At 73.6% G+C, this 15,083-nt stretch carries 14 protein-coding genes and 1 riboswitch; of the genes, 6 read left to right on the plus strand and 8 right to left on the minus strand.

Annotated features, from left to right (window positions below; genetic code table 11):
* Positions 1-221 precede the first annotated feature (221 nt).
* The 3 genes from FYW95_RS23940 to FYW95_RS23950 all read left to right on the plus strand — a co-directional run bounded on the left by FYW95_RS23940 (position 222) and on the right by FYW95_RS23950 (position 5,480).
* Positions 222-710, plus strand: a complete 489-nt coding sequence (locus tag FYW95_RS23940; protein WP_159942490.1) for a MerR family transcriptional regulator — start codon at positions 222-224, stop codon at positions 708-710.
* Between the two features lie 212 nt (positions 711-922).
* Positions 923-1,013: riboswitch (glycine riboswitch) on the plus strand.
* A gap of 95 nt (positions 1,014-1,108) precedes the next feature.
* Positions 1,109-4,003, plus strand: a complete 2,895-nt coding sequence (gcvP, locus tag FYW95_RS23945) for an aminomethyl-transferring glycine dehydrogenase (protein ID WP_159942438.1) — start codon at positions 1,109-1,111, stop codon at positions 4,001-4,003.
* A gap of 241 nt (positions 4,004-4,244) precedes the next feature.
* Positions 4,245-5,480 (plus strand): tetratricopeptide repeat protein, encoded by a 1,236-nt coding sequence (locus FYW95_RS23950; RefSeq protein WP_159942439.1) that lies wholly within the window; start codon positions 4,245-4,247, stop codon positions 5,478-5,480.
* Positions 5,481-5,511: 31 nt separating this feature from the next.
* Here FYW95_RS23950 and FYW95_RS23955 read toward each other — a convergent pair whose 3' ends face one another.
* From FYW95_RS23955 to FYW95_RS23970, 4 genes are all read right to left on the minus strand, one after another.
* On the minus strand, positions 5,512-5,700 hold the full coding sequence (locus FYW95_RS23955; RefSeq protein ID WP_159942440.1) for a DUF5999 family protein: 189 nt from the start codon (positions 5,698-5,700) through the stop codon (positions 5,512-5,514).
* 182 nt (positions 5,701-5,882) lie between these two features.
* Entirely contained in the window at positions 5,883-7,313 is a 1,431-nt protein-coding gene (locus FYW95_RS23960; RefSeq protein WP_236567758.1) for a threonine/serine exporter family protein, read from the minus strand.
* 200 nt (positions 7,314-7,513) lie between these two features.
* On the minus strand, positions 7,514-8,203 hold the full coding sequence (locus FYW95_RS23965) for a response regulator (protein ID WP_159942441.1): 690 nt from the start codon (positions 8,201-8,203) through the stop codon (positions 7,514-7,516).
* Positions 8,204-8,237: 34 nt separating this feature from the next.
* Positions 8,238-9,074 (minus strand): RecB family exonuclease, encoded by an 837-nt coding sequence (locus FYW95_RS23970; RefSeq protein ID WP_160050860.1) that lies wholly within the window; start codon positions 9,072-9,074, stop codon positions 8,238-8,240.
* Between the two features lie 157 nt (positions 9,075-9,231).
* On the opposite strand from FYW95_RS23970, the gene FYW95_RS23975 reads away from it, so the two are divergent.
* Positions 9,232-10,323, plus strand: a complete 1,092-nt coding sequence (locus tag FYW95_RS23975; protein WP_236567770.1) for a site-2 protease family protein — start codon at positions 9,232-9,234, stop codon at positions 10,321-10,323.
* Positions 10,324-10,376: 53 nt separating this feature from the next.
* On the opposite strand, the gene FYW95_RS23980 is transcribed toward FYW95_RS23975, so the two are convergent.
* The gene (locus FYW95_RS23980) at positions 10,377-10,850 is read right to left on the minus strand and encodes a DNA-processing protein DprA (protein ID WP_159942444.1); all 474 of its coding nucleotides are present in this window, start codon (positions 10,848-10,850) and stop codon (positions 10,377-10,379) included.
* Between the two features lie 29 nt (positions 10,851-10,879).
* Positions 10,880-12,154 carry a helix-turn-helix domain-containing protein gene (locus FYW95_RS23985; protein WP_159942492.1) on the minus strand — a complete coding sequence of 425 codons (1,275 nt, stop codon included), beginning with the start codon at positions 12,152-12,154 and terminating at the stop codon, positions 10,880-10,882.
* A gap of 202 nt (positions 12,155-12,356) precedes the next feature.
* Between FYW95_RS23985 and FYW95_RS23990 the strand changes: the two genes are divergently transcribed.
* Entirely contained in the window at positions 12,357-12,719 is a 363-nt protein-coding gene (locus tag FYW95_RS23990) for a hypothetical protein (protein ID WP_159942445.1), read from the plus strand.
* Between the two features lie 81 nt (positions 12,720-12,800).
* Here the strand turns inward: FYW95_RS23990 and FYW95_RS23995 are convergent, their stop codons facing one another.
* Positions 12,801-13,631 (minus strand): AraC family transcriptional regulator, encoded by an 831-nt coding sequence (locus FYW95_RS23995; protein ID WP_236567760.1) that lies wholly within the window; start codon positions 13,629-13,631, stop codon positions 12,801-12,803.
* An 81-nt stretch (positions 13,632-13,712) separates the two neighbouring features.
* Here FYW95_RS23995 and FYW95_RS24000 point away from each other — a divergent pair, with 81 nt between their 5' ends.
* Positions 13,713-14,123, plus strand: a complete 411-nt coding sequence (locus FYW95_RS24000; protein WP_159942446.1) for a DUF2000 domain-containing protein — start codon at positions 13,713-13,715, stop codon at positions 14,121-14,123.
* Between the two features lie 36 nt (positions 14,124-14,159).
* On the opposite strand, the gene ppgK is transcribed toward FYW95_RS24000, so the two are convergent.
* Positions 14,160-14,924: a polyphosphate--glucose phosphotransferase gene (gene ppgK, locus FYW95_RS24005; RefSeq protein ID WP_159942447.1), complete on the minus strand. Its 765-nt coding sequence runs from the start codon at positions 14,922-14,924 to the stop codon at positions 14,160-14,162.
* Positions 14,925-15,083: the final 159 nt, after the last annotated feature.

The following is a 15,083-nucleotide window of genomic DNA, read 5'->3' on the forward strand; positions in this document are numbered from 1 at the left end:
GTTGACGCTGCCGGTCGGCCGTCCTACCGTCAGTGCAGTAGAACCCGCGGCGCACCCCATCCCTGAGTGGACATCCCCTGTCAAGACCGCCGTGGGACGAGGAGCCGGAGGTCGGCGTGGCGGTAGCGGGCGGCAAGCGGGATCCCCATGACAGGCGGTCCGCGCTGCGGCTAGCGGGGCAGCAGGGCCTACTGTGCGAAGAGGACGTGGTGGCGCTGCCTATGGACGTCGGGTATCGGGGCCCCGCGGCGTGTACGGCCGCCGGGATCAGCTACCGCCAGCTCGACTACTGGGCCAGAACGGGCCTGGTGGAGCCGAGCGTGCGCGCCGGAGCCCACAACGCCCCCCTGTACAGCCTTCCGGACATCCTGCTGCTCAAGGTGGCCAAACGACTCCTGGACACCGGCATCTCCCTGCAGCAGATCCGTACCGCCGTCGACCATCTGCGCGGACGCGCTGCCCCCGACCTGGCCCGCATCACCCTGATGAGCGACGGCGTCAGCGTCTACGAGTGCACCTCGCCCGAGGAGGTCGTCGACCTCATGCAGCGCGGCCAGGGCATGTTCGGCCTGGCCCTGGCCAACGTCTGGCGCGAGCTGGAGGAGGCGCTGGGCGTGGTCCCGGCCGAGGAGCGGGCCGACCTGCCCGCCGCCGCCCCCCAACCCGTGGACGAGCTCGCCAGGCGCCGCAGGGAGCGGCGCACCGGCTGAGCCCTCCGCACCGCTGCGGGTCGCGCACACCGTGCCGGGCCCTGGGACCAGCGCGTGTTCGTGCGATCCGCCATACCGGTGGGGCCGGTCCGGGGAAACGCCTGCCCGGAGGCGGTGTCCGTGTCGGCGATCGAGTACGGTCGTAGTCACAACAGGGATGAAAACCGACATTCACCCTGCTTGTACACATGTACAGACTGTGAGTTGGCTGTCGATACCGCGCGAGAGAGACCCCGGGAACGGGGCGCCGACGGGGCAATACTCCCCAGTAACCTCTCAGGCACCACGGATCGTGTGGAGGAGGCCGCTCTGGAGCCTGGGCACCGCCGTGCCCGGTGACAGAGGGGGAGACCGTCAGGAACACCGCCGACCATCGGCCCTGTCACCAGGAGGTCTCCGTGCCAGATCAGCCCGTGCACACCCCGGGGGCGCCCGCCCGGGTCTTCGCCGACCGCCACATCGGCCCGACCCCGGCCGAGACCCAGGAGATGCTCAAGACCGTCGGCTACGGCTCCACCGCCGAACTCATGTCCGACGCCGTGCCGGAGTCGATCCTCACCGGCCCCGGCCGCAGCGCACCGCTGAACCTGCCCGCGGCGATCGGCGAGGAGGAGGCCCTGGCCGAACTGCGCGACCTGGCCGCGCGCAACGACGTGCGCACCTCCCTGATCGGACAGGGCTACTACGGCACCTTCACCCCGCCGGTCATCCTGCGCAACATCATGGAGAACCCGGCCTGGTACACGGCCTACACGCCCTACCAGCCCGAGATCTCCCAGGGCCGCCTGGAGGCCCTGCTCAACTTCCAGACGATGGTCGCCGACCTGACCGGCCTGCCCGTCTCCGGCGCCTCGCTGCTGGACGAGGCCACCGCCGCCGCCGAGGCCATGACCCTGGCCCGCCGCGCCTCCCGGAGCAGGGCCGACGTCTTCGTCGTGGACTCCGACGTCTTCCCGCAGACCCTGCAGGTGCTGTGCACCCGGGCCGAACCCCTGGGCATCGAGGTGGTGGTCGCCGACCTGTCCCGGGGCCTGCCCGAGGGCGAGGCCTTCGGCGTCCTGGTGCAGTACCCCGCCTCCAGCGGTCTCGTCCGAGACCCGGGCGACCTCATCGCGCAGGCGCACGAGCGCGGCGCCCTGGCGGTGGTGGCCGCCGACATCCTCGCCCTGACCCTGCTGCGCAGCCCCGGCGACCTGGGAGCCGACATCGCGGTCGGCTCCACCCAGCGCTTCGGCGTCCCGCTCGGCTTCGGCGGTCCGCACGCCGGGTACATGGCCGTCGGAGAGAAGCTGCGCCGCCAGCTGCCCGGCCGCCTGGTCGGCGTCTCGGTGGACAACGCGGGCAAGCCCGCCTACCGGCTGGCGCTGCAGACCCGCGAGCAGCACATCCGCCGGGAGAAGGCCACCAGCAACATCTGCACCGCCCAGGTCCTGCTCGCCGTGATGGCCGGGATGTACGCCGTCTACCACGGCCCCCACGGCCTGCGCGCGATCGCCCGCCAGGTGCACACCCGCACCGCGGCCCTGGCCGACGCCCTGACCGAGCGCGGCTTCGAGCTGGTCCACTCCGCCTACTTCGACACCCTGCGCGTGCGCGTGCCCAGCGCCGCGCGCGTCGTGGAGTCCGCCCTGGCGGCCGGGTACAACCTGCTGGCCGTCGACCAGGGCACGGTGGGCGTGAGCGTGGACGAGACCACCACCCCGGCCGACCTGGAGCGGGTCCTGGCGGCCTTCGGCGAGGCCGAGCGCGGCTCCTCCCGGGTGCGGCTGAGCGTGGACGGGGAGGCCGACCGCCTGCCCGCCGCCCTGGTCCGCGAGGTCGACTACCTCACCCACCCGGTGTTCACCACCCACCGCAGCGAGACCTCGCTGCTGCGCTACATGCGCCGCCTGTCCGACCGCGACCTGGCCCTGGACCGCACGATGATCCCGCTGGGCTCGTGCACCATGAAGCTCAACTCCACCACCGAGATGGAGCCGGTCACCTGGCCGGAGTTCGCGGGCCTGCACCCGTTCGCGCCCCTGGAGCAGGCCGCCGGGAGCGTGGCCCTGATCCGCGACCTGGAGGCCTGGCTGACCGAGGTCACCGGCTACGACGCGGTGTCCCTGCAGCCCAACGCGGGCTCCCAGGGCGAGCTCGCCGGCCTGCTGGCCATCCGCGGCTACCACCGCTCGCGGGGGGAGGCCCACCGCGACGTGTGCCTGATCCCCAGCTCCGCGCACGGCACCAACGCCGCCAGCGCGGTCATGGCCGGTATGCGGGTGGCCGTCGTGGCCTGCGACGACAACGGCAACGTGGACCTGGCCGACCTGCGCGCCAAGACCGCCGAGCACGCCGCGGACCTGGCGGCCATCATGGTCACCTACCCCTCCACGCACGGGGTCTACGAGGACACGATCACCGAGGTGTGCCGCCTGGTGCACGAGGCGGGCGGCCAGGTCTACGTGGACGGCGCCAACCTCAACGCGCTGCTGGGCTGGGCCAAGCCGGGCGAGTTCGGCGCCGACGTCAGCCACCTGAACCTGCACAAGACCTTCTGCATCCCGCACGGCGGCGGCGGTCCGGGTGTGGGCCCGGTCGCGGTCCGCTCGCACCTGGCCGGGTTCCTGCCCAACCACCCGGGCCAGCCCGAGGCGGGCCCGCACACGGGCGTGGGACCGGTCTCGGCGGCCCCGTTCGGGTCGGCGGGCATCCTGCCCATCTCCTGGGCCTACATCCGGATGATGGGCGAGGAGGGCCTGCGCTCGGCCACCGAGGTCGCAGTGCTCTCGGCCAACTACCTGGCCCGGCGGCTGGAGCCGTACTTCCCGGTGCTCTACACCGGCGCCAACGGGCTGGTCGCGCACGAGTGCGTGATCGACATCCGCCCGCTGCAGAAGGCCAGCGGCATCAGCAACGAGGACGTGGCCAAGCGGCTCATGGACTACGGTTTCCACGCGCCGACCATGTCCTTCCCGGTCAACGGCACCCTGATGGTGGAGCCGACCGAGAGCGAGAACCTCGCCGAGCTGGACCGGTTCGTGGAGGCGATGATCGCCATCCGCGGCGAGATCGACCGCGTCGTGTCGGGGGAGTGGGACGCCGAGGACAACCCGCTGCGCAACGCTCCGCACACCGCCGAGGCCGTGACCGCCGACGTGTGGGAGCACGGTTACACGCGCGCGGAGGCGGCCTACCCGCTGGCCTCGCTGCGCACGGACAAGTACTGGCCGCCGGTCGGCCGGATCGACCAGGCCTACGGTGACCGCAACCTGGTCTGCTCCTGCCCGCCGCCGGAGGCCTTCGAGCTCTAGGGCACGGGAGCGGGACACGGCAGGGGCGTCGGCCTCCGGGTCGGCGCCCCGCCTGCGCCCAATTGCGAATCTACATCGTAAAGCAGAGCTCGTGTTGACGAACCCTTCCGGAGGGCAGGGGAAAGGGAGGGAACACCCGGGCGGATCCCGACCCGGCCAGCGACCCCTTCCGCGTTAGAGTTGCGGCGACACGGGTCGCGTTCCCACCACGCGAACCGACGCCCCCATGGAAAGCTCGACCATGACCACGACGTCCGGACCCTCCCCGCGCTCCGGTTCCGCCGAACCGCCCCAGGCCACCGACCCCCGGGACACCGAGGAGGCGGCCGCGGTCCCCGACGGGGACGCCGAGGACCTGTGCGACCAGGCCCAGGACCTCGCCGAGAGCGGCCACCTCGCCCGCGCCGCCGCGCTCTACCAGCAGGCCGCCGCCGCCCCGCACCCGGGCACGCGGGCCCGCGCCCTCCTGGGCCTGGCCGTGGTCCGGGACCGCGGCGGCGACCTTCCCGCCGCCCGGGAGGCGGCCCGCGCGGCCCTGGAGACCGGGGACGCGCGCCACGCCCCGCGCGCCGCCTACCACCTGGCGCTGTCCCTGGAGGAGGACGGGCAGGCCGAGGAGGCGGAACGCGTCTGGCGCGGGCTGCTGGACCTGGGCGGGGCCGCCTATGCCGCCGTGGCCCGCTACGGGCTGGCCCGCGCCGCCGAGGAGCGCGGTGACACCGGCGGGGCCGAGGAGCACTGGGAGGCGGCCCTGACCCTTCCGGCCGGTTCTCGGGAGATCAGCCGCCTGCACGCGGCCACGGTGGTCGACGCGGCCCGGGACCTGGCCGAGCGCCTGCTGGCCCGGGGGCTGCCCGGCGCCGCCGCGGCGGCCGTCGAGCGCGGCCTGGCGGTGGCCGACGACCCCCGGCTGCGCCTGCTGCGCGCCGCCGCCCACCTCGAACACGCCATCGCCGACGCCGGCGCGGTGGTCGAGCGCGCCGGGAGGGAGGACGGGGAGGCGCCGGAGCCGGAGACCTCGGCCGCCGCGGTGGAGGTCCTGGCGGGCCTGTTCGCGCTGAGAGGGGACCCCGCCGAGGCCGAACGGGTCTGGCGACTGGGCCTGGAGGCCTCCGGCCCCGAGACCGCGGACCGGGTGCGCGGGCGGCTGCACCGGGGGTTCGCCTCGCCCGAGGAGGAGGACGGGCGGGGTCCGTGGTGGGAGCCCTACCTGGAGGAGGCCGCGGCCAGCGCGAGCGCGCCCGCGCTGGCGGGGGAGCTGTTCGCGGTGGTCACCCAGATGCACGCTCTGCTGGCGGTGCCGGTGGTGGAGGGGGAGTCGCGCCCGGCGGTGCTGCGGGCCGCGATGGAGCAGGCCCTGCGCACCCCGAGCGAGCTGGTATGGGGCCCGGACGTGCACGCCGACTTCCGGCGTCGGCTGAGTGAGGCGATGGGTGGCCGGGACGTGCTGCCCGAGGGCTGGCCCGACCGGGGCTGAGGCGCCCCGGCCGGGCGGATCCCGGGGGCGTTCAGGCGGCCACGCGGGGCCGGTGCGGGGCGACGACCGCCCCGTCGGGGAGCAGCTCACCGGTGTCCTCGAAGAGGACGACACCGTTGCAGAGCAGGCTCCATCCCTGCTCGGGGTGGCTGGAGACGACGCGGGCGGCCTCGCGGTCGGTGTCCTCGAAGGACGGACAGGGAGGTTCGTGGCTGCACATGGGACAGGCCTTTCGGTCCAAAGGGCTCGTCGTTGAGCTGACGCCAAGAATAGTGGCTCACATCACATGTGTGTTGTGGTTTGGGGCGGATGTGGTGGCCGTGTCGTTGTCGTCCGCTCGCGTCCGGTGAGACGCTCCCGGTCGGGCGGAGGTTCTCGCCTCCTCGGTCCGGGCGCGGGCCCTCAGTACCCGCCGCGCGTACGGCGTGCCGCCGGGCGGCTGCGCATGCCCGCCCCCGCCAGGCCACCGTGCTGGAAGACCCGGACGAGTTCGCCGCCCAGGTTGACCCCGGCGCCCAGCGCCAGGGCGACCGTGACGGCCTCGGCCAGGCCGAGCAGGCCCAGCACCGCGTTGCCCTGGGTGATCTCGATCAGGCCCCGGTAGAGGATGCTTCCCGGCAGCAGCGGCGCGATCGAGGGCACGAGGTAGGGCAGGACCGGTCTGCGGGTGCGCCGGGCCAGCCAGTGGCCGACCACGCCGACCGCGACCGCGCCCGCGAGTGTGCCCACCACCGGGGCCACCTGGAGCAGGTCGCGCAGGTTGGCGTAGATGAGCCAGATCATCACGCCCAGGGCGCCGATCATCGGCAGCATCCGGGGCGGCACGGCGAGGGAGATGGCGAAGGCCATCGCGATCCCGGCCGCGCCGATGAGGACCTGGGGCTCTGTGGAGGTGCCCGCCGAGGGCAGGGTGTCCAGGTCGATCTGCACACCCAGGCGCTGGGCGGTGTAGGCGACGGCGGCCACGCCCGAGACGATCGCGCCCAGGATGAAGAAGGTCTCCAGCAGGCGGGCCGCCGCCGAGACGTAGGTGCCGCTGATGCCGTCCTGGAGGCTGGAGACCAGGGGGCGTCCGGGGAGCAGGGCCATGATGTTGCCGGTGATGATGGCTCCGGCCTGCAGGCCCAGCTCCAGGGTGTTGCTCACCCAGAGCAGGGCCACGCCGATGGTCGCGGCGACCACGGCCGCGGCGGCCATCTGGTAGAACTCCGCGACGCCGCGCTTGGCCAGGAACACGGCGGTGCGGTCGCCGAGCACGGTGGCGAGGAAGGCCACGGTGGCCACGATCACGCCGCCGCCCATCATCATGCTCGCACTGGAGGCGATCAGGCCGAATCCGACGGCGATGAGCCAGTTGGGGTAGGGCATGCGGGCGCGGCGGATGCGGGCCAGGCGGGCGGTGGCGTCCTCCAGTTCCAGCAGGCCCAGCGCGGCCTCCTGGACCAGGGCGTGCAGTTCGCCGACACGGAAGTAGTCCAGGGTGCGGCGGCGGACCACGCGTTCGCCGGTGATCGGGGGGTGGTCGCCGCCGGGGTGGGTGGACAGGGTGATGGTGGTGAAGGTGACCGAGACCTCGGAGCGGGGCAGGTCGAAGGCGACGGAGAGGCTGAGCATGGCCTCGCTGACCGCCTCGGTGCCCTCGCCGCTGGCCAGCATGAGTTCTCCCACGCGCAGCACCAGGTCGATGGCGCGCGCGTCGGGGAGTGCGACCTCCTCGTCCTCGTCGAGGCCGTCGGGGGTCAGTTCGCTCTCGTGTGCGGCCCGCCAGTCCCGCATCCTGCTGAGCAGGCGGTCCTCGCCGGGGGGCACGGGCCGTTCCCGCTTGCTTGGCATCCCTGTCTCCGTTCCCTCCTCGCCTGTACCCCGTGGTGGTCGGCGCGATGATCAAACCCTTGAGGGGACGCGGTCCACGGGGGCCGGGTTCGCCCGGGGCGGGGGTGGTCGCCGGTGAGTTCGGTCACCGGGCCAATCCTGTCAAGGCCCGCGGTCCTCCGACAGCGACGCGCCGGGGCCGTGCGGGGGCGGGGTCGGGGTCAGCGCGGGGGATCGGTGTCGCTCTCCCCGGGGCGGACCAGGCCGTGTTCGTAGGCGTGGACCACCGCCTGGAGGCGGTCGCGCAGGCCCAGTTTGGTGAGGATGCTGCCGACGTGGGACTTGACGGTGGTCTCGCCCAGGACGAGGTGCTCGGCGATCTCGGCATTGGACCACCCGCGGGCGAGCAGCCGCAGGACCTGGTGTTCGCGGGTGCTGAGCGGGTCCTGGCCGGTGTGCTCCCGGGGCGGGGGGAGCAGGGGCGCGAAGCGTTCCAGCAGGCGGCCGAGGACGGGCGGGGAGATGACGGCGGCCCCGTCGGCGACCACCTGCACGGCGGTGAGGAGTTCGGCGGGCGGGGTGTCCTTGAGGAGGAAGCCGGCGGCGCCCGCGCGCAGGACTCCGACGGCGTACTCGTCCAGGTCGAAGGTGGTCAGGGCCAGGACCCGCACGCGGTGGCCGCCCTGGCGGGCCCAGGAGGTGATCTGCGCGGTGGCCTCGACGCCGTCCGTGCCGGGCATGCGTACGTCCATGAGGACGACGTCGGGGAGCAGGCATCGGGTCGCGCTCACCGCCTCGCGTCCGTCGGAGGCCTCGCCCACCACCGACACGTGCGGAGCCGACTCCAGGATCATGCGGAAGCCGGCGCGGATGAGGGGCTGGTCGTCGACCAGCAGGACTGAGACGGGCACAGGGGGAATTGTGCCGTACGCGGGAGGGCGCGGGTCATCCGCCGGCGGTGGTGTCGGGGGTGTGCGGTGTCGGGGCGGGCAGGGGCGGCGGGGTGCCGCCGAAGGCGGGGCACAGGGCCTGGTGCTCGCACCACCCGCAGAGCCTGCTCTTCCTGGGCTCCCACACCCCGGCGCGTCCGGCGGCCTCGATGCGGGCCCAGATGTCGGAGATCTCGGTCTCGGCGACGCGGAGTTCGTCCTCGGTGGGTTCGTACCAGCGCACCGCGCCGTCGCCGCCGAGGTAGACGAGTTGCAGGCGGGTGGGGACGACGCCGAGGTCGCGCCAGATCATGACGGCGTAGAAGAAGATCTGGAAGCGGGCCTTGTCCTCGAAACGGGGGTGGGGTGACTTGCCGGTCTTGTAGTCGACGACGCGGATCTGGCCGGAGGGGGCGACGTCGATGCGGTCGACGTATCCGCGCAGGCGCAGCCCGGTGGGGAGGGCGACCTCCAGGCGCAGTTCGCGGTCGCGGGGTTCGAGCGCGGCGGGGTTCTCCAGGTCGAAGTAGCGGCGGACCAGGGCGCGGGCCGACTCCAGCCAGGCGTCGCGCGCGGTCTCGTCGCCGAAGAGGTCCTCGACCTCGGGGGTGCGTTCGCGCAGGCGTTTCCACTCAGGTTCGACGAGGCTGAGGGCGTTGCGGGGGGTGCGGGACTCGGCGGGGAGTTCGTAGAGGCGTTCCAGGCAGGCGTGGACGAGGGTGCCGCGCAGTGCCGCCGCGCTGGGCGCCTCGGGGAGGCGGTCGATGGTGCGGAAGCGGAACAGCAGGGGGCACTGCAGGAAGTCGGAGGCCCGGGAGGGGGAGAGGGCGGACGGCAGGGGCGCGGTGGTCATGGTACGAGCCTATGAGAAGGACGTGACGGTCGGGGAGGGTGTGGATGCGGCTGTGGACGGCGGGCGGATCCGGGCGCGGTGCCCGTAGGCTGGGGGCGTGACCACCGGTAGTGAGCCCTCCGCGTCCCGTTCCCGTGTCCGTTCCCGGCCGGGGCTGTTGATCGGCCGTCCCTTCGGCATCCCCGTCTACGTGACCTCCTCGTGGTGGATCGTGGCGGTGCTGATCACGCTGGTGTACGGGGGGGTCGTCCAGGGGCGTCTGGGGCTGGGGGCCTCGGCCTACCTGCTGGCGTTCGTCTTCGCGGTGCTGTTGTACGCGTCGGTCCTGGTGCACGAGTTGGCGCACTCGGTGGTGGCGCGCGGGTACGGGCTGCCGGTGCGGCGCATCGTGCTGTACGTGCTGGGCGGAGTCTCGGAGATCGAGCGTGAGGCGCCCACGCCCGGGCGGGAGTTCTGGATCGCCTTCGCGGGGCCGTTGTTCTCGCTGCTGTTGGCGGTGGGCGGGTTCGGCCTGTACCTGTTCTCGGATCCGCGCAGTGTCGTCGGTGAGTTGTTGTTCCAGTTGTGGATCGCCAACCTGCTGGTGGGGGTGTTCAACCTGTTGCCGGGGCTGCCCCTGGACGGGGGGCGCCTGCTGCGGGCGGCGGTGTGGAAGGCGACGGGCCGCCCCTTCGCGGGCAGTGTGGCCGCGGCCTGGGGAGGCCGGGTGCTGGCGCTGGGGGTCGTGGCGATGCCGTTCCTGCTGGCCTGGTCGGCGGGTGGCCGGTTGAGCCCGTGGGCGGTCGTGTGGGGTCTGGTCCTGGGCGGTTTCATGTGGACGGGGGCGACGGAGGCGTTGCGCGCGGCCCGGGTGCGGGAGCGGATTCCGGCGTTGAGCGTCCGTGACCTGCTGCGGCGGGCGGTGACGGTGCTGGCCGACACCCCGCTGGCGGAGGCCGAGCGCCGGGCCCGGGAGGCGGGCGCGGCGGAGATCGTGGTGACCGATGCCGACGGTACGGCCACCTCCATCGTGCACCCGGAGGCGGCGGGGGCGATTCCGGAGCGGCGCCGGGCCTGGGTGCCGGTGTCGAGTGTGTCCCGGGCGGTGACCGAGCACTCCCGGGTGTCGGTGGGGTTGCGGGGTGAGGAGTTGTTGAACGCGCTCACGGGTCATCCGCTGCCGGAGTACCTGGTGGTGGGGGAGGACGGTGAGGTGTGCGGGGTGCTGCGGGCCGCGGACGTCAACGCGGCGATGTCGCGCGGGGTCTGAGCGCGCGGTCGGTGGCGTCGCGGGGGTGCCCGGGGCGGTGCGCGGGCGTGGCCTCAGCGGCTGGTGCCCTCGGGCCAGAGCACGGTGACGGGGCGGGAGAGAGCGCGGGCGTAGGCGACGACGTCGGCGGTGCCGCCGGGGCCGCGTGCGGGTTTGCCGTCCCAGACGGCTACGAGGTGGTCGCAGTGTTCGACGAGCAGGCGTCCGGCCGCCATGTGCGCCCTGGAGGTGGACTCGGTGTGGGGTAACTCGCGGACGCGTGCGGCCCGGGCCAGGAGCCGGTCGTAGACGGGGTGGTGTTCGGGGGGCAGGGCCTCGCGGTAGCCCCGGGCGGGGATGATCGCCTCCAGGCGGGCGCCCGCGGCCAGAACCGCCTGGGCGAAGAGGGTGTCGGCGCCGTCGGCGAGGCAGGACACGCCGGTCATGTGGGGGCCGTGGGGGGCCAGGTGGGTGGTGATGAGGTGGGTGACGTCGTCGCTCACCTGCGGGGTCAGGGCCCGGTGGCCGGTGACTCCGATACGGATCACGAAACCTCCTTGGTGCTCGCTTCGCGGCTTTAGTACCCGGAAGCGGTCATACCGGTAACCAGTGACAGGAGTCGATCGTCGAGGTCGCTGACGCAGCGTGCCCGGGGTCCGGAGTAGCGGCGCCGGAAGGAGCGGACCCGGCCGATGACGCGTTCGGACTCGAAGCGGATTCCGGTGGTGAGGGCCTGCTGGGCGAGCCGGAAGGCCTCGTCCACGTCGCCGGCCTCGGCGTGGGCCGTGGCCAGTTCCACCTGGAGGACGGCGGCCTGTTTGGCGCTGCCGGTGCCGGGGGTGAAGGCCTCGGTGAAGGCGCGCCGGGCGTCGTGGGGCCGGCACAGCCGGACGTACACCAGGGCCCGGTACCCGGCGACCTTGGCCTCGTTGAAGGCGAACACCCAGGGCCAGGGCGGGTCGGTGTTGACCGAGCGGGCCACCTCATGGTCGGCCTGCCCCAGGGCGCGGGCGGCGGCGTGGCTGTCCCCGGCCGCGGCGTGGGCGAGTGCCCCGACGCAGGAGATCCAGGCGCGGGCGGTGGGGTGGGCCTGGGGGCCGAGGATGTGTTCGGCCTCACGGACCAGGTCCAGGCCCAGGTGGGGGTCCTCGGCGGTGTCGGCCTCGAAGGCGGCCAGTGAGCCGAGCATGTAGGCGTCGAGCAGACGCATGTCGGCCTGGCGGGCGCGGGTGACGGCCGTGCGGTAGTGGGCGCGGGCCGAGCCCATGTCGCCCCGGTCGGCGTGGAGCCAGGCGGCGAAGCCGGAGGCTTCGCTGGCGGCGGCGCTGAGTTCCGGATGAAACGGTGTCCCGTGCGCCTGCGTAAGCATCTGCTCGGTCAGATGCACGTGCGCGGACGCGCTGGGCAGCAGGTGGCGGGCAGGGGAGGTGGCTTCCATGCGGCGCTGGCCCCCGGTGATGGCGCGCAGGGCGGGTGCGGTGGTCTCGTTGACGGTGTGGTGGTCGCCGGTGGGCGGAGCGGGTTCGGCGGGGACGGCGGCGGTGGTGAGCAGGGCGCTCGCGGCGACCACACGTCCGAAGTCACGGCGTTTCGTGGTGTTCACCCCCTTCTCTACGGGACCGGACTGGTTGGGGTCGCCTCCGAAGCGCAGCAGGTGCAACGGGATGCCCAGGCGCCGCGCGAGGTCGTGCACCTGGCTGATGGTCAGGGACTGTTGGCCGTTGACCACGCGCGAGACCCAGCTCTGGGAGTAGTCGATCGCGCGGGCGAGGTCGCCCTGGGACCACCCGCGGGCCGTGCGCACGCCTTCGAGGACCGCGGCCATGTCACAGGTGGCCAGGGCCCTGGCCATGCGGGGCCGTGTCCACAGGTCCGGTGGAAGAACGCCGTCTGGTTGGGGCATGAGCTTAGATTAGGGATTCCGGACGTCCTTGGTGGCTATGTGGGAAAAAGAAGGCCCCATGCGTGATCCGCATAGGTCCATCCGCTCACGCCCCCGATAGGGCACAGTGCAAGGGTCGTTGGTCCCGGTAGTGCCTGGGAGGGGAAGCCCCGTGACCGTTGAGACCTCGCCTGCGGGAAATCCGAGCCTCAGATGTGAGGACGGACCGGCGGAAGCGGTGAACCGGGCGGAGTCGACCGGACTGGCGTTGCGCGGGCTGGCCGCCGAGTTGCGTTCGCGGGGGGTGGAGGTGCGTGAGGACGGGGCCTGCGGCGCCGTCGACGCCGGTCCCCGGTCCCGGCCCCAGCGCGCCCTGCTGCGCCCCCACCGGGGCGGTCTGTGGTGGTGGATGCGCTGGCCGCTCCAGGAGGGGGTGCCCGCGGCGATGGCCGGGATCCCGATCTCGCCCGTCACGCGTACCACCGAGGCCGCGCGGCGGATCGCGGGGGCGCTGTCCCTGTCCGCCGAGCTCTGAGCGCGCGGGGCGTCGCGTCCGGGCCGGGGCCGTCCCCGGCGGACCCGTGGCCGTTGTGGTCGTCCTGTTCGCCGACCGGGGTCAGGGCCCCGGCACCGCCTCGCGGAACGCTCCGGGGGTGATCCCGTAGTAGCGGCAGAACCAGCGGGTCAGGTGGCTCTGGTCGGCGAACCCCACCCGGGCGGAGACCTCCGCCAGCCCGACCCCGGCCGCGATGAGGTCCCGGGCCCGGCGCAGCCGCAGCTGGCGCTGGTAGTCGCTGGGTGCCATGCCCCACACCGCGCGGAAGGCCCGGTAGACGGCGAACCGGCTCCGGCCCGCCGCCGCGGCCAGCTCCGAGGCGCCCACGTCCTCGGCGAGGCGCTCGCGCAGCACGGCGGCCGCCCGCGCCGCCACCGCCGCGGCGTCGGGGTCGGAGACCGCCGCCACCGCCGCGGGCCGGGTCGCCCCGCGGCGGGCCATGGACAGCACCGTGCCGCGCAGGGCCTCGTCCAGCGCCAGCCGGGAGCCGCCGCGGGTCAGCTCCCCGTGCAGCCGGCCCAGCGCCGCGGCCAGCGCGGGGTCGTGGACGAGGGGTTCGGCGAACAGCGGCAGGCCCGCGGGTCCCTCGGCGGCGTCGGTGAGGACCTCGCGCACCAGGTCCGGCCCGATGTGCACGATCCGGTAGGTGAACCCGGCCTCGGCGCCGGAGTGTCCGTCGTGGGGGTCGTCGGGGTTGAAGGCCAGCACGGTTCCGGCCACGCTGGCGTGCGTACCGCCCCGGCAGTGGAAGGCCTGCACCCCCGACTCGGTCACCCCGAAGGAGTAGGAGTCGTGGCTGTGCCGGTGGTAGGCGTGGCCGCGGAAGTGGGCGTGCATCGCCTCCAGCGGCCGTTCCGGCGATCTCCAGTACCTGGCCCAGTCCTCGCTCACGGAACCATTGTGGCCCGGCCCGCCCGGGTCCGCGCACCAGCGTTCAAGACCGCCGGGCCCGGGACCGGCCATCCTCGGGACATGCGTTTCGACACCAAGATCGCCGTGGCGGTGCACGAGGACCTGGCCGTCTGGCAGAAGCTGAACGTGACCGCCTTCCTCAGCAGCGGCGTGGCCTCCGCCCACCCGGGGGCGGTGGGCAAGCCCTACGAGGACGCCTCCTCCCACGCCTACCTGCCGATGTTCCGCGAGCCCGTGATGGTCTACGCGGCGGACTCGCGGTCCCTGGCCCGCACGCTGGCCCGCGCCCGCTCGCGGGACCTGTCCACCGCGTTGTACACCCGGGAGCTGTTCGCCACCGACAACGACGACGACAACCGGGCCGCGGTGCTGGCCGTGGCCGCAGAGGACCTGGACCTGGTGGGCCTGGCCGTCTACGGTCCGCGGGGGGACGTCGACAAGGTGTTCAAGGGGTTGCGCCTGCACCCGTGAGGGGCCCGGCCCCCGGCGGGTCCGGGGGCCGGGGCGTCAGACGGTCTCGGTCGCGGCGGCGGCCAGGGCGGCGCCGACGATGCCCGCCGTGTTGCGCAGCTCGGCGGCCACGACGGGGGTGCGGATGTCCAGCAGGGGGAGGAACCTGTCGGCCTTGCGGCTGACCCCGCCGCCGACCACGATCAGGTCCGGCCACAGCAGGTCCTCCACGACGCGGTAGTAGCGCTGCAGCCGCTGGGTCGCCCACTCGTGGTAGGACAGCCCCTCGGCGTCCTTGACGGCGGAGGAGGCGCGGGTCTCGGCGTCGTGGCCGTCGATCTCCAAGTGCCCGAACTCGGTGTTGGGCACCAGGCGCCCGTTCACGACCAGGGCGCTGCCGATCCCGGTGCCCAGGGTGGTCAGCAGGACCACCCCCGTCACCCCCGCGGCGGCGCCGTAGCGGGTCTCGGCCACGGCCGCGGCGTCGGCGTCGTTGAGGACGCGCACCGGCTGGCCGGTGGCCCGGGTGAACAGCTCCCGGGCGTCCGTGCCGATCCAGGCCTTGTCCAGGTTGGCCGCGGTGCGCACCACCCCCTGCTGGACCACGCCGGGGAAGGTGACGCCCACGGGAGCTCCGGCGGCCTCGGGGAAGTGCGCGGCGATCTCGCCCACGATCCGGGCCACCGCGGCGGGGGTGGAGTGCTCGGGGGTGAGGACCTTCTTTCGTTCCTTGAGGAACTCACCGGTGCTCAGGTCCACCGGCGCGCCCTTGATCCCGCTGCCGCCGATGTCGATTCCCAGCCCCGTGGTCAGCTGTGACATGCGTCGTTGTCTCCCGTGGTCCTCGTACGGTGGAGCCGTACATGGGTGTCGTCGCGGTCCGCGGGCCGGTCCGGCCCCGGTGGCGGGGCGGGGCGTCCCGCTTCCGTCGGCACCCACGCTATCGGGACCGCCCGCCCGCCTCCGGGGGTTCGGGGACCG

The organism is Nocardiopsis sp. FR4, assembly GCF_009830945.1.
Taxonomy (GTDB): Bacteria; Actinomycetota; Actinomycetes; order Streptosporangiales; family Streptosporangiaceae; genus Nocardiopsis.

Coding starts and splice junctions, on each gene's coding strand:
- FYW95_RS23940 (WP_159942490.1), top strand. CDS start 222: ATGGACGTCGGGTATCGGGGCCCCGCGGCGTGTACGGCCGCCGGGATC.
- FYW95_RS23950 (WP_159942439.1), top strand. CDS start 4,245: ATGACCACGACGTCCGGACCCTCCCCGCGCTCCGGTTCCGCCGAACCG.
- FYW95_RS23955 (WP_159942440.1), bottom strand. CDS start 5,700: ATGTGCAGCCACGAACCTCCCTGTCCGTCCTTCGAGGACACCGACCGC.
- FYW95_RS23960 (WP_236567758.1), bottom strand. CDS start 7,313: ATGCCAAGCAAGCGGGAACGGCCCGTGCCCCCCGGCGAGGACCGCCTG.
- FYW95_RS23970 (WP_160050860.1), bottom strand. CDS start 9,074: ATGACCACCGCGCCCCTGCCGTCCGCCCTCTCCCCCTCCCGGGCCTCC.
- FYW95_RS23985 (WP_159942492.1), bottom strand. CDS start 12,154: ATGGCCAGGGCCCTGGCCACCTGTGACATGGCCGCGGTCCTCGAAGGC.
- FYW95_RS24000 (WP_159942446.1), top strand. CDS start 13,713: ATGCGTTTCGACACCAAGATCGCCGTGGCGGTGCACGAGGACCTGGCC.
- ppgK (WP_159942447.1), bottom strand. CDS start 14,924: ATGTCACAGCTGACCACGGGGCTGGGAATCGACATCGGCGGCAGCGGG.